We start from the raw sequence: 23,109 nt of genomic DNA on the forward strand, positions 1-23,109 counted from the left end.
GTCACCGACATCGGCTTCCTGATCTAGCGGGCGATCGCCTTCGCCCACCTGATCCCGCCGGAATTCGCCTACAAGGATTACCCGAACCCGATCCTGAGCGACTGGAACTTCTCGTTCGTCGTGCTCGATCTGGCGGCCAGCGCCACCGGCCTGGCCACTCTCTGCCGAGGTACGGGCTCGCGCACACTGATGACGGTATCGCTCACGCTCACCAGCACGGCAGGGCTGCAGGCGATCGCATTCTGGTCGTTGCGTGGCGATTTCAGTCTCGCCTGGTGGATCCCGAGTCTGCTCCTGCTGCTGTTCCCGCTCCCCGCGCTGGTCACGCTGACCTACGCGGCCGCGCCCCGATCCGGCACCGCGGCCGAATCGGGGACGGCGGTCTGATCTCAGCTGATCATTTCCCGGGAGCGGCCGAAGAGCAGGCCGTAGACCAGGGCGCCGAGGGCGCCGCCGATCAGCGGGAACACGATGAAGGCCCAGACCTGGCCCATCGCCCCGTCCGGATAGGGCGCCACGGCCAGACTGCGGGCCGGGTTGACCGAGGCTCCGTCCACCGGAATCGCGACCAAGTTGATGACGGCAAGCGTGACACCGATCGAGAGTCCGGCCAGCGGGACGTCGGAGAGCTGGTCAGTGGAGGCCAGCACCACGAACACCAGCAGGGCGGTCAGCATCACCTCGATGATGATCACCGCGGCCAGCCCGTAGCCGTTCTCGACGACGACCTGGCCGAGCGGGCCGGTCTTCGCCGAGGGGCTGTGCTTACCCCAGCCGTTCGCGCCGAGACCGTTGACCGCGCGGTCGTAGGACGGCAGGTTCTTCGCGAGGGCGAACAGCACCAGACCGGCCAGGAACGCACCGATCAACTGGGCGATCACGTAGCCGACCGCGCTGATCGCCGACAGGCGCCCGAGCAGCAGCTGGCCCAAGGTCACCGCCGGGTTGACGTGACAGCCGGAGATCGGTCCGATGGAATAGACCAGGAACATCAGGGTGAGACCGAAGGCCAGCGCGATGCCGAGCGCGCCCACCCGCTCACCGGCCAGCACCGCGGTGCCGACACCGCAGATCACCAGAATGAAGGTGCCCAGCGCCTCGGCGGCCCATTTCTTTGCCTCCGGGGTGGGTGCCAGCTCGGTCGCTTCCTCGACAACTTCCTGAGCAGTAGGCATACGCGTCACCTTCCGAGGGGTCATTCCCGCGTGCACGGGGAGCACACTGGTTCTGCTTGGTTCCCGCGTCGAAAAATATTCGGTACGACTGATGTCAAAGGACGTTACGCGAGGCGGGTGATCTCTACAACGACCTCGAGGTCCGTCGAGCCACAGCCGGAGAAGATTCCCTTCAGCGGCGGCACGTCCGCGTAGTCGCGGCCGACACCGACCGATACGTGCTGTTCGTTGATGGCGATGTTGTTGGTCGTAGCCCCACCCCTGGCCGGACCACGCCTCGATCCAGGCGTGCGACCGCCCAGCCACCGTGGTGTTGATCTCGGCGTCCGGATTGGGATGGCAGGTACCGCGAATGACCGCAGGTCGACGTGACGCGGCAGCGGCGGGCGGCCTCCAACTCCCGCAGCGTGGCGTCTGGACCGATGATGATGCCGTAACTCTGCCATTGCCACCCACGCGTCTGTTCGACCGGACCGATGGCGGCGCAGTAGATTGGGCCGGGCGCGGCGGCGCGGCTTCCTGCGTTGCACTTGAAAAACCTCGTTCGCCGAACTGGCGCGTCTCGGCTCGATCGTGGCGGCGGCCGCGTACCACGGATTTCGTGTGCCACGCAACGGCTGGTACCCTCGATCTTCGGCGTTGCGTTACCGGATTCTCCGGGTGTGTCGCACGCTCGCGAACTTTTCAGCACAGTCCACTCAGCGACAGGAACACGAGGAAACAGGCGTGGCCAATATCAAGTCCCAGATTAAGCGGATCCGTACCAACGAGGCGGCGCGCAAGCGCAACCAGTCGGTCAAGTCCGCGCTGCGCACCGCGATCCGCAGCTTCCGCGAGGCCGCGGCAGCCGGCGACAAGGACAAGGCCGCCGAGCAGTTGCAGTTCGCCAGCCGGAAGCTGGACAAGGCCGCCTCGAAGGGCGTCATCCACGCCAACCAGGCCGCCAACAAGAAGTCCGCCCTCGCGCTGGCCCTCAACAAGATCTAACACCCCCGGTATCGCCCGATATCGCATTCTTTGACGCAGCCGCCGTGGCCTCGACGACCACGGCGGCTTTTGTCGTCCCTTGGACGCGCTCGTGCGGCGCTGGACGGCATCCAGGTGCACCGCACGTGGAGGTTCGGGGTGGGTGTGATCTGCGGTGATGGTAGGGGGAGGCGAATGGTGTGTGAACGGTTTCGGGCAAACGCCCGGCGTCCTCGGTCTCGGCGGTAGTGTCTGCTGGGCGAGGTCACTCGTCAGCAATGTTTTCACCAATGATTGGAGTTAGGTGTTGGACGGCGACCGCAACATCATCACGTTGTATGCCAACCAGACTGTGGTTCGGTCCGAGGACCTGCCCGATGTCATCCGGGCGGCCGATGTGCTCCAGATCGGTCTGAAGATCGAGAACCTCATGGTTCCCGCCGGTGACGGTGCGTACTCGTTGGAGTGGATCGTCACCCGCGACGACGACGTGCCGTTCTACGAGGAGTGGGACGGCCGCTACGAGGAGTCCGACGAGGAAGAGGAAGCGATCCTCACCTCCGTCGAATAACACTCCGGTGCAGCGTCACGACTCCGCGGCCAGCTGATCCAGTGCCGTTTGGGAGGTGGCGTCTGCCGCGCGGTAGATAATGATCCGCTGGTCGGGGTCCTGCATCGGTATAGGCAGGCGAGGCGGCGGCTTCGCCTGCTCGCATCCGGCGGATATGGCAGCCCATGTCATCAAAACCGTGGTCGAGCGGCACGACTTCGATCCGGCCGACATCGAGGACGTCATCCTCGGCTGCCTCGACAACATCGGGGCGCAGGCGGGAGATATCGCCCGCACCGCCGCCCTGGGGGCCGGTCTGCCCGAGTCGGTTCCCGGTGTCACCATCGACCGGCAGTGCGGATCCGCCCAGCAGGCAGTGCATTTCGCGGCGCAGGCGGTGATGAGCAGGACCAGCGACCTCATCATCGCCAGCGGTGTGCAAAAGATGAGTCAGTTCCCGATCCTGTCCGCTTTCCAGGCCGGTGCGCCGTTCGACTCGACCGATCCGTGGACCGGCTGCACGGGCTGGGCGGCCCGCTATGGTACCCAAGAGATTTCGCAGTTTCGTGGCGCGGAGATGATCGCCGAGCGGTGGAATCTGAGCCGCCGCGACAACAAGGCGTTCGCCTACGAAAGTCACCGCCGCGCACTGCATGCCGTCGAGGACGGCCGGTTCACCCGTGAAATCACCGAATTCGCCGGCGTCTGCGTCGACGAGGGACCGCGGCCGGATACCTCGCTGGAGAAGATGGCGAAACTGAAGCCGCTGCGCGAGGGCGGCCGGCTCACCGCAGCCGTCGCCAGCCAGATCTCCGACGGCGCTGCGGCACTACTGATCGCGTCGGAGGAGGCGGTGCAGCGCTACGGCTTCACGCCGCGGGCCCGTATCCATCACATGTCGGTGCGCGGCGCGGATCCGGTGATGATGCTGACCGCTCCGATTCCGGCCACCCAGCACGCGCTCGAGCGTGCCGGTCTGTCGATCGACAGATATCGACGCCGTGGAGATCAACGAGGCGTTCGCACCGGTCGTCCTCGCCTGGCTGGCCGAGATCAAAGCCAATCCGGCGACGGTCAATCCGAACGGTGGCGCAATCGCGCTCGGGCATCCGATCGGCTGCACCGGAGCCCGGCTGATGACCTCCCTGCGCGGACGTCGGCCGCCGGGAGATCAGGCCGGGACAGCGGGCGCCGACGGCACCACCCGGGGCTTGTCCTCGGATTCCGGACGAGCGATCGCCTTCAGCAGCATCGTGGTGTTCACCAGGAACTGCAATCCGAAAACGACTGCGGGGACCCAGAATCCGAAGATCCCACCCCAGGTGAACGGACCCGACTTGAAGAACGGAATCAGCAGTGCGGGCAGGAACATCAGCGGCGCCCAGATATTCAGGTAGCCGACCCACCGGGGAAACAGGGGCGCTGGACGCGCATCGGAGAAGATCGCGAACGAGAACGCGAAATTCTGGATCATCACCGGCGGGAACGGCATCACCAGGAAGATCCAGCTCAGATCGTTCAGCATGACCGTCAGCTCGGGCGAGCGGTCCGGACGGAATGCGGTCACGGCGAACAGCAGCCCGGGCATCAGGAAGGTCACACACGCGAACGCACCGCCCGCGAGCTGGGTGTAGACCACCGAGGGGTGCACTCCCGGAATGCGCCGGATCTGCGCGGATATGACCGCGGAGAACGACGCATAGAACATCGAACTCAGCATGATCGCTCCGGCGCCGGCGCGGACCCCGATCTTATGGTCCTGATAATGCGCGACGACCTGGGCCGTGGACAGCGACGGCAGCATCGGCGGGAATAACCCAGCTATCAGCATGCCGCCGAAAAATACCAGCACGCACACGATTCCGCTCCACGCGCAAAACCGTTGGAAGGTCATTTGATTCATCGGTGAATCCTTCATCTCGGAGTGTTATCAAAACTCGCTCCCCCGCCCCTGGATCACGCCCACGCGAACATGCCGATCACCACCGCGCAGACCACCAGGCAGTACCCCTCGAACACTGCCCGCAGCGGCAGCGGCGCATCGCGCAATTCCATGAAGTACAAGCCGATCAGACGCACCTTCACGAAAGCGACGAGCAGGATCACCACCCCCACGAGCCGGTGTGTCCCGCCGTGTCCGAGCCACCACGACACGACGGTGGCACAGACCAGAACGAACCACACCGCGGTCACCCGGGTGCGCAGCAGCGCCAGCGTTGTCATGGTCACCTCACCAGATACAGCAGCGGGAACAGCACGATCCACAGCAGATCGACCATGTGCCAGAAACATGCGCCGCCCTCGAAGAATGCGAACCGCGGACCGGTCGGAGCTGGCTTGCCTGCCAGCACGAACAGTGCCGAGAGCACAACCAGCCCGACGATCAGATGAAACCAGTGCAGCCCGGTCAGCACGAAATAGAACATGAAGAAGTCGTTCGTCGACGGCGTGATGCCGTGCGCGACCTTCTGCGAGTATTCCGCGATCTTCAACGCGGAGAACATGATCCCGCAGGCAATGGCCCCGGCGACAAACCATCGCGCCGCCGAATTGCGCGCCCGGACCGCTCGTACCGCCAGCACCACCAGCAGCGAACTGACCAACAGCACAACAGTATTGGCCGCGCCGTAGTTCCCGTTCATCGCCGCGTGCGACTGTGCGAACACCTCCGGCTTGCCGGCGCGGTAGTACATGAAGGTGGCGAACAGGACCGCGAAGATCATCATGTCGCCGAAGATGAACACCCAGACGCCCACTTCACCAGGGACGTGCGATATCCGGCCCGCAGCGACCGGCTGTGCATTGGTTGTCGTAGCCATGATCCTGTCCTCGAACGTGCTGCGTCTGGTGGAAAACGCACCCTGGGCCCCGGCTGAGCGATTGGGATTGCCGGGACCGCAGGGTGCGCGGCCTTGTCACGGGCGGGTCTTGGGGCACCCGCAGAAAGGAGTCTGCCGACCGCCCGATCAGAAGATCTTGCGCAGCAACGCAAGTGCGCGCGGCGTATAGGGCGGGTAGACGACTTTCAGGTCCGGCCGGAAGGTCTTCTTCAGCACCGATTTTCGATGACTGAGCGCCTCGAACCCCCAGCGGCCATGGTAGGTGCCTATGCCGCTGGGGCCGACGCCGCCGAACGGCAGCTGCGGCACCAGGCAGTGCATGGCGACGTGGTTGATCACCGCACCGCCGCACGGAATCTCGTCCACCAACCGTCGTTGCAGGCTCGCCGACTTGGTGAACAGGTATGCCGCGAGCGGTTTCGGTCGCGAGTTCACGAAGGTGATGGCCTGCTCGACCGTGTCGTAGGACAGCACCGGCAGGATCGGGCCGAAGATCTCCTCCCGCATCACCGCATCCTCGGGGTCCGGGTCGACCAGCACCGTCGGCTCGATCGCCAGCGCCGACCGGCTGACCTCGCCGCCCAGTACCGCCTTACCGTGGGTGGTGTCGAGATAGCTTGCCAGCCGGTCGAATTGGCGCTGATTGACGATCCGCCGCCCGTCCGGATCGTCCTCTCGTGAGAATTCCCGGACGGTCGCGACGATCTTGTCGACCAGCGCATCCTTGATCCGGCTGTCGGCCAGGACGTAATCCGGTGCGATACAGGTCTGCCCGGAGTTCATCAGCTTCACCCAGGCGATCCGCCGTGCCACCACGTCCAGGTCGGCGTCGTCGGCGACGATGACCGGGCTCTTACCACCCAATTCCAGTGTGACCGGCGTGAGCGTCGGTGCGGCGCCGGCCATGATCTTCTTGCCGATCTCGGTGCCGCCGGTGAACAGGGCGTGGTCGAATCCCTGTGCCAGCAGCTCCTGAGTGACCGCGCCGTCGCCCTCCACCACGAACACCGCCTCGGGGTCGAGGTATTGCGGCACGAGGCGGGCCAGCAGCGCCGACGTCTCCGGCGCCAGCTCCGAGGGTTTGATCACCGCACAGTTGCCCGCGGCCAGCGCGCCGATCAGCGGGCCCAGGGTCAGATAGACCGGGTAGTTCCACGGCCCGATGATCAGCACGACACCCAGCGGCTCGAATTGGATCCATGCGCTGCCCGGCCATTGGATCGCCGACAGCGGCTGCCGGCGACGGCGCATCCATTTGTTCAGGTTCTTCACCGCATACACCGCTTCCCCACGGGTGGAAGCGATATCGCCGAACCAGCTTTCGGCGGCGTTGCGGCCGAGATCGGCGTTCAGGGTGGCCGCGATCTCGCCTTCCCGCTCGTCGAGCAGCCGGATCACGTTGCGCAACTGCTGAAGACGCCATTCCCGGCTGCGCGTGCGACCGGAGGCAAACCCACGCCGCGCCCGCGTCAGCACGGGAGCGACATCCACGCCGCTCATCGGAGCGTCACCGGCATGCGCTTGACGGACCGCACGAAGTTGCCGACCATGTACGACGGCTCGCCGAGCTGGAAATTCGGTACCCGATGCAGCAGCTGGTCGAAGGTCTCGCGCAGCTGGATCTTGGCGACGAAATTGCCCATGCAGTAATGCGGCCCGCCGGCGCCGAAACCGACGTGCGGGTTCGGGGAGCGGGTGACGTCGAAACGGTGCGCGTCCTCGAAGACGGTCTCGTCGCGGTTACCGGAGGAGAAGATGGTCGCGACCCATTCCCCCGCCCGGATCTGCTGGCCACCCAGCACGGTGTCCCGGGTCGCGGTGCGGCGGAAGGTCATGACCGGTGTCACCCAGCGCACGAACTCCTCGACCGCGGTGCCGATATGGCCGTCGAAATCCTCCAGCAGCAGTGCCTTCTGGTCCGGGAAGTCGCATAATGCCTTGGCCGCAAGGGAAATCGTGTTGCGGGTGGTGTCGTTTCCGGCGACCGAGAGCAGTACGAAGAACGAGGCGATCTCGTCGTCGGTCAGCCGGACGCCGTCGACCTCGGCCTGCACCAGGTTGGTCATCAGATCCGACCCGGGGTTACGGCGACGCTCCTGTGCGAGTTCCATACCCATCATCAGCAACCCGACCAGCGCGTCGTTGAGTAGTTCGACCGGCGCCCGCCCCGCCGCCACATCCTCGTCGGCCCACGCCACCATCGCGTCGGCCATATGCGCGGCCTCCTCGCGCAACGACGTTGGCAGACCGATCATTTCGTAGATGGTCCACATAGGCAGGCGTTTGGAGACCTGCTGCACGAAATCACAATCGCCGGCATCGATCAGCTCATCGACGACGACCTTGGCCTGGTTGCGGATCTGATCGTGAATCTTGGCCAGCTGCCTCGGCGTGAACGCCGAACTGATCAGCCGACGCAGCGCGGGATGCCGCGGTGCATCCATCGCCAGGAAGGACGAGGCGGCCTCGAGGATGTCGGCGGGCACCTCCTCGAGCTGAATGCCGAGGCCGGAGCTGAAGATTTCGGGCTGCTTGCTGACCTCGGTGATGAGGCGGTGGCTGGTGACCGCCCAGACCCCGTCGTTCTCCGGCGGCATCAGCGCGCCCTCGATCGGCGGATGCCAGCTCACCGGCCGCTCGGCCCGCAGCACCCGGAACGTCTCGTCGCGCTCCTCGGCAGTCTTGGACCAGAACGCCAGCGGCGAGATGCTGAGCGGATCGTAGGTCCGGGTCCCGGATTCCATTGTTGTCGTCATAGTCGACACTTCCTCGAATTCTGTTGGCCGTCAGCGGCTCTGGGCCGCGGGCGAGGTGTAGAGCCGTTCCAGCTCGCGTTTGACGAGTTTGCCGGTCGCGGTGCGTGGCAGCCGGTCGGCGAAGTCCACCGTCTTGGGGGCCTTGTAGTGGGCGAGCCGGTCGCGGACGTAATCGATGAGGTCGCGGGACAATTCGGACGACCCCGTGACGCCGGGCTGTAGCTGCACGACGGCCTTGACCTGTTGACCCATTTCGACGTCGGGCACACCGATGACCGCGACATCGAAAATCGCCGGATGCAGGGTCAGCACGTTCTCGACCTCCTGCGGGTAGATGTTGACCCCGCCGGAGATGATCACGAACGACCTGCGGTCGGTCAGGTACAGGTACCCGTCATCGTCGACGTACCCGAGGTCGCCCACCGCGGTCCAGGTGGGGTGTTCGGGATGCTGTGCGGCAGCGGTCTTCTCGGGATCCTTGTGGTACCGGAACGGTAGCTCCTCACGCTCGAAGTAGACCGCGCCCACCTCACCGACCGGCAGCACCTTGCCCTCGTCGTCGCAGATGTGCACCGGCCCGAGGATGCTGCGCCCCACCGATCCGGGTTTGCTCTCCCATTCCGGTGTGGTGATCACGGTCAAACCGTTGCCCTCGGTGGAGCCGTAGTACTCGGCGATGATCGGCCCCCACCACTCGATCATCGCCCGCTTGACCTCCGGCGGGCACGGCGCCGCCGCATGCACGGCCAGTCGCAAGCTCGAAAGATCGTATCGCCCAGCAACATCCGAAGGCAGCTGCAGCATCCGAACGAACATCGTCGGGACCATCTGCGTGACTGTCACCCGGTACTGCTGGATGACGGCCAAGGCTTGCTCCGGGTCGAACTTCTCCATCATCACCACGGTCCCGCCCCAGGCGTGCACCGCACCGCACCACCGCAGCGGGGCCGCGTGGTACACCGGCGCCGGCGAAAGATAGACGTCGGATTCGTTGATACCGAACAACTTTCTGCACACCATCGTCAACGGGTCGCCCGGCTGATCGACGGTCAGTTGCGGCAGCGGCGGTTTGACACCCTTGGGCCGCCCGGTGGTTCCCGAGGAATACAGCATGTCCACGCCCCGGGGCTGTTCGGCCAGCCGCTCACCCGCACCGGCCAGCGCGTCTGCATAGGAGCCGTAGCCCTCGACAACGCCGCCGAAAGCCAGCCAATGCTCCACTCTCGGTGCCAATTCCGGAACCTGCTGCGCGAGTTCGGCGATGCCGGCGGACGCGATGACCACCTTGGCGTCGCTGTCGTCGACGATGTAGGCAACCTCCGCCGCCGTGAGATGGCGGTTTACCGCGGTAATGTAGAGCCCGGATCGCAGAGCGGCCCAATAGATTTCGAAACACTCCGGCGAGTTGCCGGACAGCATGGCGACCACATCACCCGGACGCAGCCCGAGGTCGTGCAGCGCGCGGGCCAGCCGCGCCGAGTTGTCGTCCAGCTCGCGATAGGTGATCGTGCGACCCGAACCAGCCAGTACTACCGCGGGCTTGTCCGGCGTCGACACTGCATATGCACCTGGATACATCGTAGGTACCTCTTCGATCGAAAATCGTTGTGCGCCAGCGGGATCAGACCAGCAGGTCCGCGCGCCCGTCACGCTTCAGGCTGTCGACATAGGCCGGGTAGAGCTTGCTGCCCAGCGGGGCGAGTTTGAGCATGCTCGCGATATTGCCCCCGACCTTGATCTTGCCCTTGGCCATGGCCAGCGGCAGATTCACCTTGCCCTGCCAGTAGGCGTTGCCCGTATCGGCACTCATCCGCATGGTCGCCGTCGATCGGGACCAGTGTTCCTGGCCGAGCAGCACCTCACGCGATGCGGTGTCGACGACGAGATACGCCTCCGGATCGGAGAATTCGAAGCCGAGCACGATCCCGGTCGCTTCCAGCTTCGGCCCGATCTCGGCGTCGGCGAACGCCGACTCGAAGATCCCGCCGATGTATTTGCGAACCTCGCTCGCATCCTCGAAGGCCATGATGGCTCCTCTCCTACCGGGCACACCCGGCGCTTACGGAATATATGTTCGATTAAATTATCGAGCCGGAATCCACCGGCCGGACGATGTAGATCGAGGCCCCGCCTACCTACCCGGATACGCACGTGGCGCGCCTCACATCGTGATGCGAGTATCGTAAGCATAAGTCGACTTACGCACAAGGCACGGGCGAGACTCCAGCGCCGCCGAGGGAGAGACCGATGGCCACCAAACAGAACTATTTCGACGCCGCGTTCGACCTGCTGTCGGCGCAGGGTTACGGCGGGCTGAAGCTGGCCCCGCTGTGCAAACGCGTCGGCGTGACCACGGGCTCGTTCTATCACTACTTCGACAACTGGCACGACTTCACCACCCAGCTGCTCGCGCACTGGCTCACCGAGAGCACAACTCAGCTGGTAGCCGCGGCGCAGTCGCGCGGCGGTCCGGTCGACCAGCTCGAGGCGCTGCTGCAGTTCGCCCTCGACCTCCCGCACCGAGCCGAGGCGGCCATCCGGGTGTGGGGGAATATCGACGCCGAGGTCCGGGTCGTCCAGGAGGCCGTCGACCAGCAGCGCACCGACGTCGTCTTCGAGGCCATGCGCATCGTGTTCGACGACGACCAGGCGCGCCGGCACGCCCAGTGGGGCATGTATGTCCTCGTGGGGTACCAGCAGCTCGACGCCGACGGCGACACCGGTCCACTGGAGTGGAACCTGCGCCGCCTGCTGCAGCTGGTGATCGAACGCGCGCCCGATCCGTCCGCCCCCACGAGTGTTCATTAGCCGCCTCGGCTTACCGCGGCGGTACCGGCTTCGGCGCGATCGCCGAGTCGATGCCGCCGATATCGGTGATGGTCCAGTTGTTGTGGCTGTCGATGCTGAGCTGATAGGTAGCAGTCGACTGGATGCCGTCGGGCGCCTGGTTGTTCTTGGTCAGCACGCTCACGAAGCAGTCAACGGTGTAGATCCCGTTGTTTTCCGAAAGCACCTTGGCAGCAACCGGTTTCGAAGTCGCCACCCACTGCAGCGGAGTGATGATCTGTTCCATCGACGATGCGGCCTGGGTCAGCCGGTTGGACAGCTCCGGGCTGGTGCCCTTGGTCAGGCGGCCACGCCAGGCCCCCAGGTCACGAAAGTCCATATTCGCGGCGCCGGTGGCATAGTCGAGAGCCGACCGCTCGGCATGCGCCTGGGCGGTCGCCACATTGTGCAGACGGTCGAGGTCTGCGGATTTCGCGTGCACCTGCCAGCCCAGCACGCCCACTGCGCAGACCAGGGCGATCGCCAGCGCCGACACGACGAGGGTCTTGAGTTTGATCGCGGAATCCGCCGCGCTGCGCGCCTTTCCGAGCGCACTTGCGATCTGCGCCGGTCGGCGCGCGCCGGTCGGCTTGTTGTCGGCAGTGGATTCGGCGGCATCACCGGTGACGGTGTCCTCCGTGGAGACGTCTTCGACTACAGCGGAATTCGATGTCATTTTCGTGGTCTTTCCTCGAACGGGTAGAGCAGAACTCGGGTCGGGTGAAGGGGGAACGGTCACCTACCCGGGGTTCGGACGTGGACGGTGACCCCGTCGCCGGAGGCGACGGCCTGCAACGCGTTGTCCAGGAAGGCCCCCATATCGACGGTCCGCATACTCGACATGCCGGCCTGGACGCCGGGCAGCAGGTCGACGCCGAGCGTGTTCAGATCGGTAGCGGTCTTGTCGAGGAAGGCCTGCACGTTGTCGATTACCGGGCCCGCACCGAATTTGATGCCGTCGCGCAGCGGACCGAAGGTGACCGCGAAATACAAGCCGTCGACCATGCCGGTAAAGCCGCGGCTGGTCGGGTTCAGATACGGTGTCGATCCGGCGAGATCGCCTGGGACCGAACCACTTTGTAGCAGCAACGGCTGGAACGCGTTCATCACTTTCGCCAAATTGTCCTGCTGCTGGGTGATGCTGGCGGCGAGCAGCTGACCGGCGCGATTGAGATCACCGAGGACCTGGGAGTCGTTGGGCAGCGCGATGTCGACCGTTTTGAAGATGCTCTGAATCTGTTGCGGGTCTATCTGTTCCAGCATCCGGGTGAGCCGTTCCGACAGCTCCTTGAATGTGGTGGGCACCGTCACGTGCGTGCTGTCGACCATCGCGTTCTCACCCAGATAGGGACCGGCGGCGGTGGTCGGCAGCACCGCGAGGTAGGTCTCCCCCAGCGCCGAGAGATTGTCCACCCGGAAGCGGCTCTCGACCGGAATCCGGTAGCTGCTGTCGTAGTTCCAGCCGATCCGGATCCGATCGGCCGAGGCATCGATACTGGTGATGTGGCCGACCTGCACGCCGCGCAGCAGCACCCGCGAGCCGATTTCCAGGCCGTTGGTATCGGGCACCACCATGCTCGCGGACCGCACGTTCTCCAAAGCGCCGACCCGCAGGCCGAGCCGATCCATATAAACAAAAGAGGCAGCCGCAATGGCGACCATCCCGACGACGGAAATGGCTGTCCGGCCGATCATTTCACCGCTCCCAACATGCGAAGCACATTCTCGACATCACCGATGACTTGATCACCGTTGGCCGCTTCGACCGAGCGGATGTTCACCGAAGGATGCTGGGTGAACGGCAGGACCGTGTTGCGCAGGAAGTCCGAGAGCTGCTGGGCGGTCGCCGGCCCTTCATCCACACCGGCCCGGATCACGCCCGCCGAATCGGCGAGCGAGGTGAACAGCGGCACCAACCACATACCGCCCTCGAAGATGCTGCCGATCGAGGGCAGGATCAGGCCGACATAGGAGACGAGGTTGGTCGCCCACCGCCGCCAGAAGTGCAACGCCGAATCGGTCAGCACCGTCGTCATGATCGCTGACTTCTCGTTGACGGCGACCGCCGTCGAGTCGAGACCGTTCAGCAGCCGGTCGATCTCTTCGGTGTGCTGTGACAGGTTCTGCATGTCGACGGATACGGTGGAGGCGAGGTTGCGTAGATCACCCATCGCGGGCATGACCGTGTTGATGCGGCCCATCGCCTCCTCGACCTTCTGGATGCTGCCGCCGTTGACGAAGTTGGCGAGCACCGCAATGGTGTCCTCCAGCTGCGGCGGCGAGATCGTGCGGTCCGGCGGTATGGTCGCGCCAGGCGATAGATATCCGGTGACAGCGACATTCGGGTCGTGGTCGAGCGCGATGTAGGTGTCGCCGAGCACCGTGTTCTGCCGGATCACCGCCCGGATGTCGGTGGGCACGCGTGAGGTGTCGGTCAACTGGATCGTCACCCGCACGTCTTTGCCCGAGGCGTCCACCGCACGCACCTCGCCGACCCGCAGACCGTCCATCATCACGTACGCGCCTGCGGGCAGGTTCAGCACGCTGGCGAACTCCAGCGTCACGTCGTAGCCGCTGCCGCCACCACTGCGGAAGAACGGCAGATCGTTCGGCCCCAGCGAGCACGCCGCGGTGCTGCCGATCACGGTGCAGCTCAAGGTGATTGCGCCGACCGCGGTTTTGAGTCTTCTCGAGAGCCTCATTTGTTCCCCTTTGCGAGCACCAGGTCCAGCAGCCCGCCCACGGGTACCTGGACGTTCGCCGCGTCCGGCGCGCAACTACCGGGGCGGACGTGATTGATCAGATCGCACAGCTGCGGGTTCGTCGCAGCGCTCACCTCGACCGTCGGCGGCCGGTAGCTCATCGTGAATCCGCCACTGCCGGCCGCCTGCTGCCGCAGCACGGCCGCGATCGAGGGCACGCTGTCGAGCAGGCTCGCCAGATCCTTGGATCTGGTTGCCGCCAGGTGGATGACGTCGGCGACGCCGCCATTCAGCAGCGGCCAGATCAGATCCCCGTAGTTGGTGTTGACGTCGAGCAGCGCCCGCACCAGCCAGCCGACCCCGATGGTGACGTCGGTGACGCCCGGCCACAGGCCGAGGCTGACGGAGGCGGCCTCGGGCAGCTGGTCGAGGATCGAGTGGATCGTCGACCAGCGCTGCAGCGCTTCCTCGGTGAGTGGCGCCATATTCTGAATCGCCGAGCCGAAGTCGGCGACCAGCTGGTCGGGCCCCGATAACGCCGCAGCCGCGTGCTGCAGCATCGCGTGGGAATTCTCGCCGTTGCCGCGGAGCGCAGCGTCGAAGCCGGCGATCGCCGTCGCCAAGCTCTTCTTGCCGTCGGCGGGTGCCATCGCGTCGATGAAATCCGCTGCCGACCCGGCGATCTCGGAGATGCTCTTGGGAGTGTAGCTGCGCTCCAGCGCAATACAGCGCCCCGCGGTCAGTTGCGGTCCTCCGCCCCCGTAGTTGCCGACCAGTTCCAGGCTGCGGTCGGCCAGCAGGGATTTCGAGCGCGTCACCGCACGCACATCCGCCGGATACCGGCGTCCGGCATCGAGGCTGAAGTCGACCTCGACATGGTCGCCCACCGGGCGAATGTGGTCGACCTTACCTACTTGAAAACCCATTTGGGTGACCGGATTACCGGCATACAGGCCCACCGCGTCTGGCATGGCCGCGCAGTACCCCGAACTCGCTTCCGGTGCGACATCGCCGGCGGCCGCGTAACCGACCGCGCAGCTCATGGCGACACCCACGGTTACCGCGACTGCGATTCCACGCTTGCGATTGATCTTCATCTCAGCAGGTCCGCCCTTGCAGGGGGACGCAGATCCCCGTGGCCGATATTGTTCCGCCCGAAATGGTCGCCAGCCCCTGCGGAGTCAGCCAGCCCGCCAGCTGCCCGCGCAATGCCTGCAGCTTGTCGATCGCCGGTCCGACGGTGGTCTGGAAACTGCTCATCGTGGTGCGCAGTTGATCGACCGCGGCCTTCACCTGGTCCTTGTGGTTGAGGTAGAACCGTTCCTCTGGTACCAAACGGGCCAGCACATCGCCGAGACGCTGGTAGGCGTCGTTGAATCCGACATGCACGTCGTCGTAGGTGGATATCACGATGTCGAGCTGGCGGATCAGTTCGAATACGAAATCCCGGCTGCCGTTGAAGGTCTGCAGATACTCCGAGGCCAGATCCATGACATGCCGGACCTGATCGCGCTGCTGGTCCAAAACCGTTGCGATGCTGTTCATCCCGGAGATCAGCGAGCCCACCGACGGCGCATTGTGCTGCAGTGCGGCGGCAACCTGATCGATGTTGGCGTTGATCACGCCGCCGTTGACCTTGTCGGTCATATGCGGAGCCGCCTGCAGCACATCCGAGATGGAGTACGGCACGGTGACGTGGTCGGCCGGGATCACCGCGGTACCGAGCGGTTTGTCCCCGAGCGGGATCAGGGTGACCGCGTAGCCGCCGACCGGGGTCAGCATCCGCACGTCGATCCGGGAGTCGGCGCCGACGAAAGTGTTGTCGGCGATCTCCGCCTCGGCCCGCACGGTCGCCTGCCGGATGGAGATCTTAGTGACCTTGCCGAGGCTGATCCCGGCCACCCGGACGTCCTGCCCGATGTTGAGCGAGGCCGCATCGGTCGTTTCGAACGCAATCGTCGTGCGCCCCATGGGATGCAGGTAGAGCAACCCGGCCGCGGCCAGCACGGCCACCGCGACGACCACGACGACCACGCCGAGCATCACGTCGCTGTGCCCGATCCGGCGCAGCAGCGACTCGGCTTTTCGATTTCTCATTTCGCGTTGCAAATCACGACCTCGCTGCCGTTCAGGAGAACTTTGACGTCGGTGGGCAACTGGGCCACACCGTTGCTGCACGCCAGAGCACCGGACTGCTGGGCCGACAGCTGCGGCACCTGTAGTCCGGCGAAAGTGACCGGCAGCATCCGCACCGCGTCCGCTGCGGCCGGCAGTGACGAAAATGCCTGGGCCAGTAGCTGATCGATGTCGAGATCCCTGCTCAGCCCCATCCGCTCGATCAGCCGGTTCAGGGGCTGGGTGAACTGCGGGCCATAGAATGCGGTCTTCGGGAACTGGTCGAGCACCGTCATCGCCTTGCCGACCGGGATATTCGCCGACTGCAGGAAGTCCATGACCGCCGGGGACTTGCCGCCCATGGTGTCCGCGATCCGCGACAGGTTGGTCACCAGCGTGCCGATCACCTGCTGGCGGTCGCGCGCCAGATCCCCTAGTTTCTGGACGCTGTCGAGCATCGGCGCCAGTCCGCTGCCGTCGCCCTGTAGCAGCGCGATGGCATTGTTGGTGAACGCGTTGATCTCGTCGGTGCTCATGGTGGTCAGTACCGGTTGCAGTCCGTTGAACAACTGGGTGATATCGAACGACGGCCGCGTCATCTGCGTCGTCAGGTGCGTGGCCGGTTTACCGGGCGGGTCCGGCGCCGTGAGATCGACGTACCGGATACCGGTCAGGTTCTGGTATTTGACTGCGAGCACGGTGCTTTCGGTCAGCTTGTACGGGTCGGTGAGGGTGAAGCCGACCTCGGCAATGGTCTGCCCGCCGCGGCGGACGAGATCGATCGATGTCACCTTGCCGATCTGCACCCCGCGAGTGCGCACATCACCGTCCACATGCAGACCCGACACATCGGTGAAATCCGCTGTGTAGGCTGCCTTGTGGCCCTGGATCGGGTTGGTGATCGCGTTCACCACGATCACGTACAGCAGCACCGCGACCACCGCGGCAACGCCCAATTTGACCAGTGTGGAAACGAATTCGATACGGCGTTTCATCGCGGAGCCTCCCCGGATGCCGACGGCGGAAGCATCCCGGCCGCCAGCGGTGCGGCCAGGCCCGGCAGGTCGTCCAGGACGATCCGCATGTTGAGGGTCTTGTTGTCACCGGAACCGCTGAATGCCTTGTCGTAGCGCGCGATCAGGTCCCGCAGCTTTGCTGGCGCCGCACCGCCGCCCAGCAGGCCCGGCAGGCCGTCGGACACCGCCTGCACGATTCCGGTCACAGGTGTCAGCTCGGTGCCGTGAGAGGCCAGCAGCCGCCCCGCTGCCCCGAAAAGGTTGTTGGCTGTCATGAACAGGCCCTCGTCGGTCTCGTCGAACTGGGGGTCGCTTATACCGAACGAACCGTTCGGGCCGTGGTGATTGAACTTGGTGTCGAACAGGTTGTAGACCGTGTCGATGGCCTGGCCGCTGAAGGCCGGCATCACCGCGAGGATGTTGTTCATATAGGCGAGCAGCTCGCTCGGGACGGCCTGCTGGGTCCGTGCCGCCTGGTCGGCGAACACCACACCGGTCTGGATCATCGGGGTCAGGCCGTCGACGTAGCGGATGATCTTGTCCAGGGTGGCGATCATCGAATCGGTCAGGGTGCCGTCGACGGCAAGCGAGCCCTTCTCCAACATTGTCGACATCGTGTAGTCGCCGGTCGGCATGCGCTCGAGCACCTCACCGGAGCTCAACTGCCCGCCGCCGGGCCGCCCGACGAGATTGATTGCGGTGACGCCGAAGTAGTTCTGCGGGCGGAAGTCGACGTCGAAGGCGTCGGTGAGACCGTGTGCCTTATCCGGCTTCAGTGACAGACTCATCCGCACGGCGCCGCCGCTGGTCTTCGCCAGTCCCGAAACCTCGCCGACCTCGGCGCCGCGCAGGATCAGCTTCGTGCCCGAGGCGACGCCGGGAGCCACGTAGGGCACATCGACGCTCAGATTGATGTCGCGGGTGGGATGGACGCGGGGATAGACCCACACCACCGCGACCACCACCACGGCGACCAATGCGATCACCACGACGGCCGCACCGTTCACGACCAGCGTCTGCCGACTGTCCGTACCCCGCAGGAAGTCCTGATTTCGTGTCTTGCTCATCGCCTACCCCTTGAAGACCAGCAGCGGGCTCAAGCCCCAGATGGCCACTGTCATAGCGAAATTGAGGACGACGATCGCCACCAGGCTGGCGCGGATCGCCCGTCCGGACGCGGCGCCGACCCCGGCCGGGCCGCCGCTGGCGAAATAGCCGTAGTAACAATGGATCACGGTGACGACGGCGCAGAAGATCAGCGCCTTGAGTATCGAGGCCCCGAGATCCGGCAGCGTCAGAAACTGGCTGAAATAGTGATCGTAGGTCCCCGAGGGCTGCCGATGGAACACCTTCACGATGATGCCGCCGGTGAAGAAGCTGACCACCAAAGCCATCAGGAATCCGGGCAGCACCACCAGCATTCCGCCTACCAGCCGGGTGCCGACGACGAACGGAATCGCCTGCAGCCCCATAGACTCGGTGGCATCGATCTCCTCGGAGATCCGCATCGCGCCGATCTCGGCGGTCATCCGGCAGCCCGCCTGCGCGGCGAAGCCGATACCGGTGATAATCGGCGCGATCACGCGAATATTGCCGAACGATCCGATGATTCCGGTCAGTGGGCCGAAGCCGAGGAGATTCAGTGCCATGAACGCCTCGATGGCGACCACCGCGCCGACGGCGACGCCGAGGAAGAACATCAGGCTCACCACACCGCCGTCGACGATGAGTGATCCACTCCCCCAGGCCATTTCGTTCATAGTCTTCACGGTCTGCCTGCGATAGTGCCGGACCGTCTTGGGCAACAGGTAGATCGTCTTGGCGGTAAACACCGCCACCTGCCCGAGCTCACCGGCGACGCCGGACAGCCCGCGACCAGCAGCACGTATGGGCTGCAACATAATTGATGGAGTAGTCATGCTCATGCCAATCTCGCCGGGAAGAACATCATTTGCAGCTGGCTGATCAGCAGGTTCGTCATGAAGATGCAGAAGACGCTGAGGACCACCGAGGCGTTGACGGCGTCGGCGACGCCCTTGGGGCCGCCCTTGGCCTCCAGCCCGCGCAGGCTCGCGATCAGCACCACGATCGCGGCGAACACCAGCGCTTTCAACACCGAGAACGCCAGATCGGTCGGCGTCGCGAACGCCCCGAACGACTGCCAGAAGCTACCCGGCACAACATGATTGACATTGGCCGAGATCGCCAGGCCGGCGAACACACCGGCCGCGACGATGACGATGCACAGCACGGGAGCGATGGCGATCATCGCGATGAACCGCGGCATCACCAGCCGCTCCACCGGATCCACACCCATGACACGCATGGCGTCGATCTCTTCGCGGATGGACCGGGCGCCGAGATCCGACGCGATCGACGAGGCGGCAGCCCCACTCATCAACAGCCCGGCAGCCATCGGCGCACCCTGGCCCACCACACCGAGCCCGCTGGCCGCACCCGCGAGCGAGTTGGCACCGACCTGGTTCATGATGCCGCCGACCTGAACCGAAACCTCAGCCCCGATCGGCACCGCCATCAGTAGCGCCGGCAGCGCAGTCACCTTGAGCAGCAACCACATCTGATGCGCGACTTCCTCGACCGGCAGCCGCAGCTTCACGATATCGACGAGAGAGTAGCGCACCACGGCGGCAGTCAGGTGTACCGAGCGGCCCAACGTGGCCAGGGAACGGATCGGGGTGGCCTTCAGATAGTTCACGACACGCGTCGCCAGGCTGGGGCCCTTGGTCTCCGGTGCGTGGCCCGGCATCTCGTCGGGACGGACCTGGGGCCGCGTGACCGCGGGTTCGATCGTGGTAGTCATCGCAACTCGCCCCTGCCCTTATGAACAAAGCTCCACTGGTCGGCGGGTAACAGCGACGACTTGGATTCAGCGATATCGTTTTCCATGATTACTCCTGCTCCGCACAGGTATTAGAGTTCGGTCGCGACAGGCGATTACGGACAGCAGTCGGCGACCTAGGCAATGGCCTTTCGGCTGCCCCGAGTGGGATTCTGATTTCGAATGGGCGGAACCAGAGCAAGAAATGCCGGTACCGCCGTCGGCGGCGACGAATTGCATAGTCAACCGGTCCGCGTCGAACTTTTTTATTATGTATTAAATTTAGAGAACCTAACGAAACTCCTTGCTGTTCATACTATTAGTGCGCGATGGGCAGTCCACCCGAGTCGACTAGGGTTGGCATGCGTCCTGCGCCCATAGATCCCGGTAGATGTGGCGGGGATCACTGCGATTCAGCATAGCATAAGTCGGCTTACGCACAAGAGGTTTGTAAACATATCTTGTGCGGACATGACGTCTGATTTAAATGTATGCTTATCATCGAAAATCTATCTGGACATAACAGACAGGACCGCGGCCCCGCCGATAATTCGGCGGGGCCGCGGTGGTGCTGTCGGAACTTCCTGTTTCACAACGCCTTTGATTGCTGTGCTGTGGCCGATGCCTCGACCGCCTCCAGCCGGGCCGCGATGGCGTCGTCGCGGTCCCGGCCGGCCCGCAACGCATGCAACCGCTTGCCGTTGTCCTCCGCACGGAAGTACGCGAGCATCGCCTTGGCCGCGTTCTGGCCGGGCATCCCGCTGATCCCCGCGACCGGATGAGTGCCGGACCCAGTGAGGAACAGGCCGGGCACCGGCGTGCGGTAGCCGGCGAAGCCCGGGGCGGGTTTACGGGGACCGAAGCGCGTGATCACCGGGTCGACGTGGTAGACGCTGCCGTCGATCGCCCAGAACCGGTCCTCGATATCCGGTTGTGCCAGATCGCGTCTGGCGATCTCCAGGCTCTCGACACCCTCGTAGTAGAGGTGGGCATCGCGGATCACACTCTCGGTGATCTCCTTTTTCGCCTCGTCCCACGAGGTTCGCGGAATGCCCGGCGTCAGCCCGCTCCAGAACCAGAACGTATCGCAGCCGGGTGGTGCCATCGACGGGTCGAAAGCCGTGGTGATCTGGGCCAATCCAGGCACATGTTCGGGCACGTCACCACGCACACAAGCTTTGGCGGCGGCCAGGGTCTGCTCGTAGGTGTGGTAGGAGTTGCACGCCACCCGCAGGTCCAGGCCGTCGCCGCGCCACTTCTCGTGCCGTGGCATCCGGATGCGACCGCTCAGCGCGACATTCAGCTTGTAGTCGGTAATACCCCGCTTCTTGGCGGGGATGTTGTCCGCCGCCACTTGCAGTTTCTGCGGGAGCACCCCCGAAGGCAGCAACCGGGTGAGTGTCGTTTTCGGACTGCAGGCGGTGAGAACGCCTCGGCGAGCGTAGATCTCCTCACCGCTGGCCAGGTGCACACCGGCCACCCGGCCGCGGCGGACGATCAGCTGGTCGACCGGAGCATTCGTCCGCAGGCGGCCGCCGTTGGATTCGATGCTCTGCAGCAACGCCTTCGGCAGGGCGCCGGTCCCGCCGTGGAACATCGACACCCCGTAGCGGCTCAGCACGCCCAGGTAGATCAGTGACCAGCCGCTCAGGTCGGCGTCGAATGGCATGAACGGCAAGGCGATCAGCAGCGGCGCCCGGATCATATCGTGTTCAAAGCTTTCCTCGATCGCCTCCACCTGTGAGGACGCCATCCAGCGGCCGATCGCGGTCAGTTCGCGGCGGTTCTTCGCCACCGCCTTGGCCGCCTGCAAGACCTTGCGAATCTCCGGGCGGGTCGGACTGGTCTGCATGAGCGGCAGTCCGATCTCGACGGCGGCATCGATCACCCGGTACAGATCGATGAGCGCCTCCGCGTCCTTACGGGAGAACCGGGCCAGTTCGTCGGCGGTGCGCCGCGGGTCACGCCACAGCGCCAGCGATGAGCCGTCGGCCGCCAATTGATAATGCGCCGGGTCGATGACGGTCTGCCGCAATCCGAATCGGCTCGACAGTCCGAGATCGGCATCGATGGTCGTGGTGCGGAACAGCGATGCCTGGATCGACGCCTCGTTGATCAAGTAGTCCGGCGCCTCCGGGGCCATCGGATTGGTCGAGGTCATACCGCCCGGTGTCGCATGTGCCTCGACGATCAGCACGTCCAGCCCGGCCTGTGCCAGATAGGCCGCCGCGACCAGACCGTTGTGCCCGGAGCCGACCACGACCACATCGGCGGTATCGGGGGTGATGATGGAATTGTTCACGGCAATCCTCCCACTCGCCGAATCAGACCGCACGCTGCGGAGATCGGGTATCGGCATCGGAAACTGTCTGCGTTGCAGGCACATTCGCAAGCAGTCGCTCCCGCTGGTTGGGCAGCATGAACCGGAAGAACAACAGTCGGCGGAATGTCCAGTCCACCTGCTGTTCCCGCACGGCGACGAAGTAGCCCATACCGCGGATGTAGAAGAGGTAACCGGCCATCATCAGCGTCGTCGCACCCCATTTGAGGGCGGTGGGAAGAGTCGAATTGAGGGCCAGGATGTGGACCCAGCCGACGCTGAAGTAGGCCACCATCATGCCCACCGGCGCGACGAGCAGGAACCACGCCCGGTTGATGCCCTTCAGGTGCGGCTCGAGGAACCAGATGAAGAAGCCGATGGTCATGAACGAAGCGCCGTTGATGAAGGCCCACCAGTAGGGGAACTTCAGGAAGGTGTAGGGCTGCACGCCGTAGTACTCGTAGACGTGCATCAGCAGTCCGGGCGTCTCCATGATCGCATCGGTCAGGCCCGCCACCAGGTAGACCATGAACAGCTGCTTGACCGTCACACCCTTCTTCAGGATGAGGTAGATGAAGTACGGCTCCAGCCCGAGGAACGCGGCATAGCAGAACGGAATCAGCAGCGGAACGTCGATCCCGAAGTTCTTGAAGACGTAGTAGGGCAGGTCATTTGCCCACCGCAGGTGGCCCAGCAAATCGAGCAGCGGCTCGAGCAGCGAGCACAGGAAACCACTGAAGACGAGCATCGCCGGCAGCCAGTTGCGCCGCTTGAAGCCCACCCACAGCGCCCAGGCCGAGGCAATGACCACCACGGCGAGACCTGCGTAGAGCGTGAAAAACCAGCCGGCGAACGCGCCGGCGCCGAAGTCCGGCGGACTGGGCAAAATCATCGGGGGCATGGGTAGACCTCTCAATCTTCCGTCGGCGCAGAAGTCGCCGAGCAAACAGGAAGCGATCTGCATGAGCTGGCGTGGGTGACTCGGGTCACGTACCCGCTCATTG

23 protein-coding genes and 2 pseudogenes are annotated in these 23,109 nt (G+C 64.6%); 5 read left to right on the forward strand and 20 right to left on the reverse strand.

Annotation, left to right across the window (positions count from 1 at the left end):
• Positions 1-33 precede the first annotated feature (33 nt).
• Positions 34-387: a DUF5360 family protein gene (locus ACV7NQ_RS07500; protein ID WP_463365574.1), complete on the forward strand. Its 354-nt coding sequence runs from the start codon at positions 34-36 to the stop codon at positions 385-387.
• Positions 388-389: 2 nt separating this feature from the next.
• Here ACV7NQ_RS07500 and ACV7NQ_RS07505 read toward each other — a convergent pair whose 3' ends face one another.
• Positions 390-1,175 carry an aquaporin gene (locus ACV7NQ_RS07505; protein WP_463358950.1) on the reverse strand — a complete coding sequence of 262 codons (786 nt, stop codon included), beginning with the start codon at positions 1,173-1,175 and terminating at the stop codon, positions 390-392.
• A gap of 104 nt (positions 1,176-1,279) precedes the next feature.
• Positions 1,280-1,529: pseudogene (locus ACV7NQ_RS07510) on the reverse strand (transglutaminase family protein); the annotation flags it as partial.
• 372 nt (positions 1,530-1,901) lie between these two features.
• Here ACV7NQ_RS07510 and rpsT point away from each other — a divergent pair.
• The 3 genes and pseudogenes from rpsT to ACV7NQ_RS07525 form a co-directional block, all read left to right on the forward strand.
• Positions 1,902-2,162: a 30S ribosomal protein S20 gene (gene rpsT, locus ACV7NQ_RS07515; RefSeq protein ID WP_463358951.1), complete on the forward strand. Its 261-nt coding sequence runs from the start codon at positions 1,902-1,904 to the stop codon at positions 2,160-2,162.
• 283 nt (positions 2,163-2,445) lie between these two features.
• Positions 2,446-2,712, forward strand: a complete 267-nt coding sequence (locus ACV7NQ_RS07520) for a hypothetical protein (RefSeq protein ID WP_463358952.1) — start codon at positions 2,446-2,448, stop codon at positions 2,710-2,712.
• 79 nt (positions 2,713-2,791) lie between these two features.
• Positions 2,792-3,839 (forward strand): annotated as a pseudogene (locus ACV7NQ_RS07525) (acetyl-CoA C-acyltransferase); the annotation flags it as partial.
• Positions 3,840-3,862: 23 nt separating this feature from the next.
• Here ACV7NQ_RS07525 and ACV7NQ_RS07530 read toward each other — a convergent pair.
• The 7 genes from ACV7NQ_RS07530 to ACV7NQ_RS07560 form a co-directional block, all read right to left on the reverse strand.
• On the reverse strand, positions 3,863-4,594 hold the full coding sequence (locus ACV7NQ_RS07530) for a hypothetical protein (RefSeq protein ID WP_463358953.1): 732 nt from the start codon (positions 4,592-4,594) through the stop codon (positions 3,863-3,865).
• 53 nt (positions 4,595-4,647) lie between these two features.
• The gene (locus ACV7NQ_RS07535) at positions 4,648-4,914 is read right to left on the reverse strand and encodes a cytochrome C oxidase subunit IV family protein (RefSeq protein WP_463358954.1); all 267 of its coding nucleotides are present in this window, start codon (positions 4,912-4,914) and stop codon (positions 4,648-4,650) included.
• A gap of 2 nt (positions 4,915-4,916) precedes the next feature.
• Positions 4,917-5,510 carry a cytochrome c oxidase subunit 3 gene (locus ACV7NQ_RS07540; protein WP_463358955.1) on the reverse strand — a complete coding sequence of 198 codons (594 nt, stop codon included), beginning with the start codon at positions 5,508-5,510 and terminating at the stop codon, positions 4,917-4,919.
• A gap of 147 nt (positions 5,511-5,657) precedes the next feature.
• On the reverse strand, positions 5,658-7,031 hold the full coding sequence (locus tag ACV7NQ_RS07545) for an aldehyde dehydrogenase family protein (RefSeq protein ID WP_463358956.1): 1,374 nt from the start codon (positions 7,029-7,031) through the stop codon (positions 5,658-5,660).
• The gene (locus ACV7NQ_RS07550) at positions 7,028-8,287 is read right to left on the reverse strand and encodes a cytochrome P450 (RefSeq protein WP_463358957.1); all 1,260 of its coding nucleotides are present in this window, start codon (positions 8,285-8,287) and stop codon (positions 7,028-7,030) included. The genes ACV7NQ_RS07545 and ACV7NQ_RS07550 overlap by 4 nt, the downstream gene beginning before the upstream one ends.
• Before the next feature lie 30 nt (positions 8,288-8,317).
• Entirely contained in the window at positions 8,318-9,865 is a 1,548-nt protein-coding gene (locus ACV7NQ_RS07555; protein WP_463358958.1) for an acyl-CoA synthetase, read from the reverse strand.
• A 43-nt stretch (positions 9,866-9,908) separates the two neighbouring features.
• Positions 9,909-10,313 (reverse strand): SCP2 sterol-binding domain-containing protein, encoded by a 405-nt coding sequence (locus tag ACV7NQ_RS07560; protein WP_463358959.1) that lies wholly within the window; start codon positions 10,311-10,313, stop codon positions 9,909-9,911.
• A gap of 221 nt (positions 10,314-10,534) precedes the next feature.
• Between ACV7NQ_RS07560 and ACV7NQ_RS07565 the strand changes: the two genes are divergently transcribed.
• On the forward strand, positions 10,535-11,095 hold the full coding sequence (locus ACV7NQ_RS07565) for a TetR/AcrR family transcriptional regulator (protein WP_463358960.1): 561 nt from the start codon (positions 10,535-10,537) through the stop codon (positions 11,093-11,095).
• A 10-nt stretch (positions 11,096-11,105) separates the two neighbouring features.
• On the opposite strand, the gene ACV7NQ_RS07570 is transcribed toward ACV7NQ_RS07565, so the two are convergent.
• From ACV7NQ_RS07570 to ACV7NQ_RS07620, 11 genes are all read right to left on the reverse strand, one after another.
• Complete coding sequence (locus ACV7NQ_RS07570) at positions 11,106-11,789, reverse strand: hypothetical protein (RefSeq protein ID WP_463358961.1); 684 nt, start codon at positions 11,787-11,789, stop codon at positions 11,106-11,108.
• A 59-nt stretch (positions 11,790-11,848) separates the two neighbouring features.
• On the reverse strand, positions 11,849-12,808 hold the full coding sequence (locus ACV7NQ_RS07575; protein ID WP_463358962.1) for an MlaD family protein: 960 nt from the start codon (positions 12,806-12,808) through the stop codon (positions 11,849-11,851).
• Positions 12,805-13,815 (reverse strand): MlaD family protein, encoded by a 1,011-nt coding sequence (locus ACV7NQ_RS07580; protein WP_463358963.1) that lies wholly within the window; start codon positions 13,813-13,815, stop codon positions 12,805-12,807. Before ACV7NQ_RS07580 ends, ACV7NQ_RS07575 begins: the two co-directional genes overlap by 4 nt.
• The gene (locus ACV7NQ_RS07585; RefSeq protein ID WP_463358964.1) at positions 13,812-14,912 is read right to left on the reverse strand and encodes an MlaD family protein; all 1,101 of its coding nucleotides are present in this window, start codon (positions 14,910-14,912) and stop codon (positions 13,812-13,814) included. The genes ACV7NQ_RS07580 and ACV7NQ_RS07585 overlap by 4 nt, the downstream gene beginning before the upstream one ends.
• A 1-nt stretch (position 14,913) precedes the next feature.
• Positions 14,914-15,912 carry an MlaD family protein gene (locus ACV7NQ_RS07590; RefSeq protein WP_463358965.1) on the reverse strand — a complete coding sequence of 333 codons (999 nt, stop codon included), beginning with the start codon at positions 15,910-15,912 and terminating at the stop codon, positions 14,914-14,916.
• Positions 15,909-16,925 carry an MlaD family protein gene (locus tag ACV7NQ_RS07595; RefSeq protein WP_463358966.1) on the reverse strand — a complete coding sequence of 339 codons (1,017 nt, stop codon included), beginning with the start codon at positions 16,923-16,925 and terminating at the stop codon, positions 15,909-15,911. Before ACV7NQ_RS07595 ends, ACV7NQ_RS07590 begins: the two co-directional genes overlap by 4 nt.
• Positions 16,922-18,013 (reverse strand): MlaD family protein, encoded by a 1,092-nt coding sequence (locus ACV7NQ_RS07600; protein ID WP_463358967.1) that lies wholly within the window; start codon positions 18,011-18,013, stop codon positions 16,922-16,924. The genes ACV7NQ_RS07595 and ACV7NQ_RS07600 overlap by 4 nt, the downstream gene beginning before the upstream one ends.
• 3 nt (positions 18,014-18,016) lie before the next feature.
• Complete coding sequence (locus tag ACV7NQ_RS07605) at positions 18,017-18,847, reverse strand: MlaE family ABC transporter permease (RefSeq protein WP_463365575.1); 831 nt, start codon at positions 18,845-18,847, stop codon at positions 18,017-18,019.
• Positions 18,848-18,867: 20 nt separating this feature from the next.
• The gene (locus ACV7NQ_RS07610; protein WP_463358968.1) at positions 18,868-19,767 is read right to left on the reverse strand and encodes an MlaE family ABC transporter permease; all 900 of its coding nucleotides are present in this window, start codon (positions 19,765-19,767) and stop codon (positions 18,868-18,870) included.
• Positions 19,768-20,374: 607 nt separating this feature from the next.
• On the reverse strand, positions 20,375-22,087 hold the full coding sequence (locus tag ACV7NQ_RS07615; protein ID WP_463358969.1) for a phytoene desaturase family protein: 1,713 nt from the start codon (positions 22,085-22,087) through the stop codon (positions 20,375-20,377).
• Positions 22,088-22,109: 22 nt separating this feature from the next.
• Positions 22,110-23,006 (reverse strand): hypothetical protein, encoded by an 897-nt coding sequence (locus ACV7NQ_RS07620; protein ID WP_463358970.1) that lies wholly within the window; start codon positions 23,004-23,006, stop codon positions 22,110-22,112.
• Positions 23,007-23,109: the final 103 nt, after the last annotated feature.

This window comes from Nocardia sp. Tas62D01 (assembly GCF_055232035.1).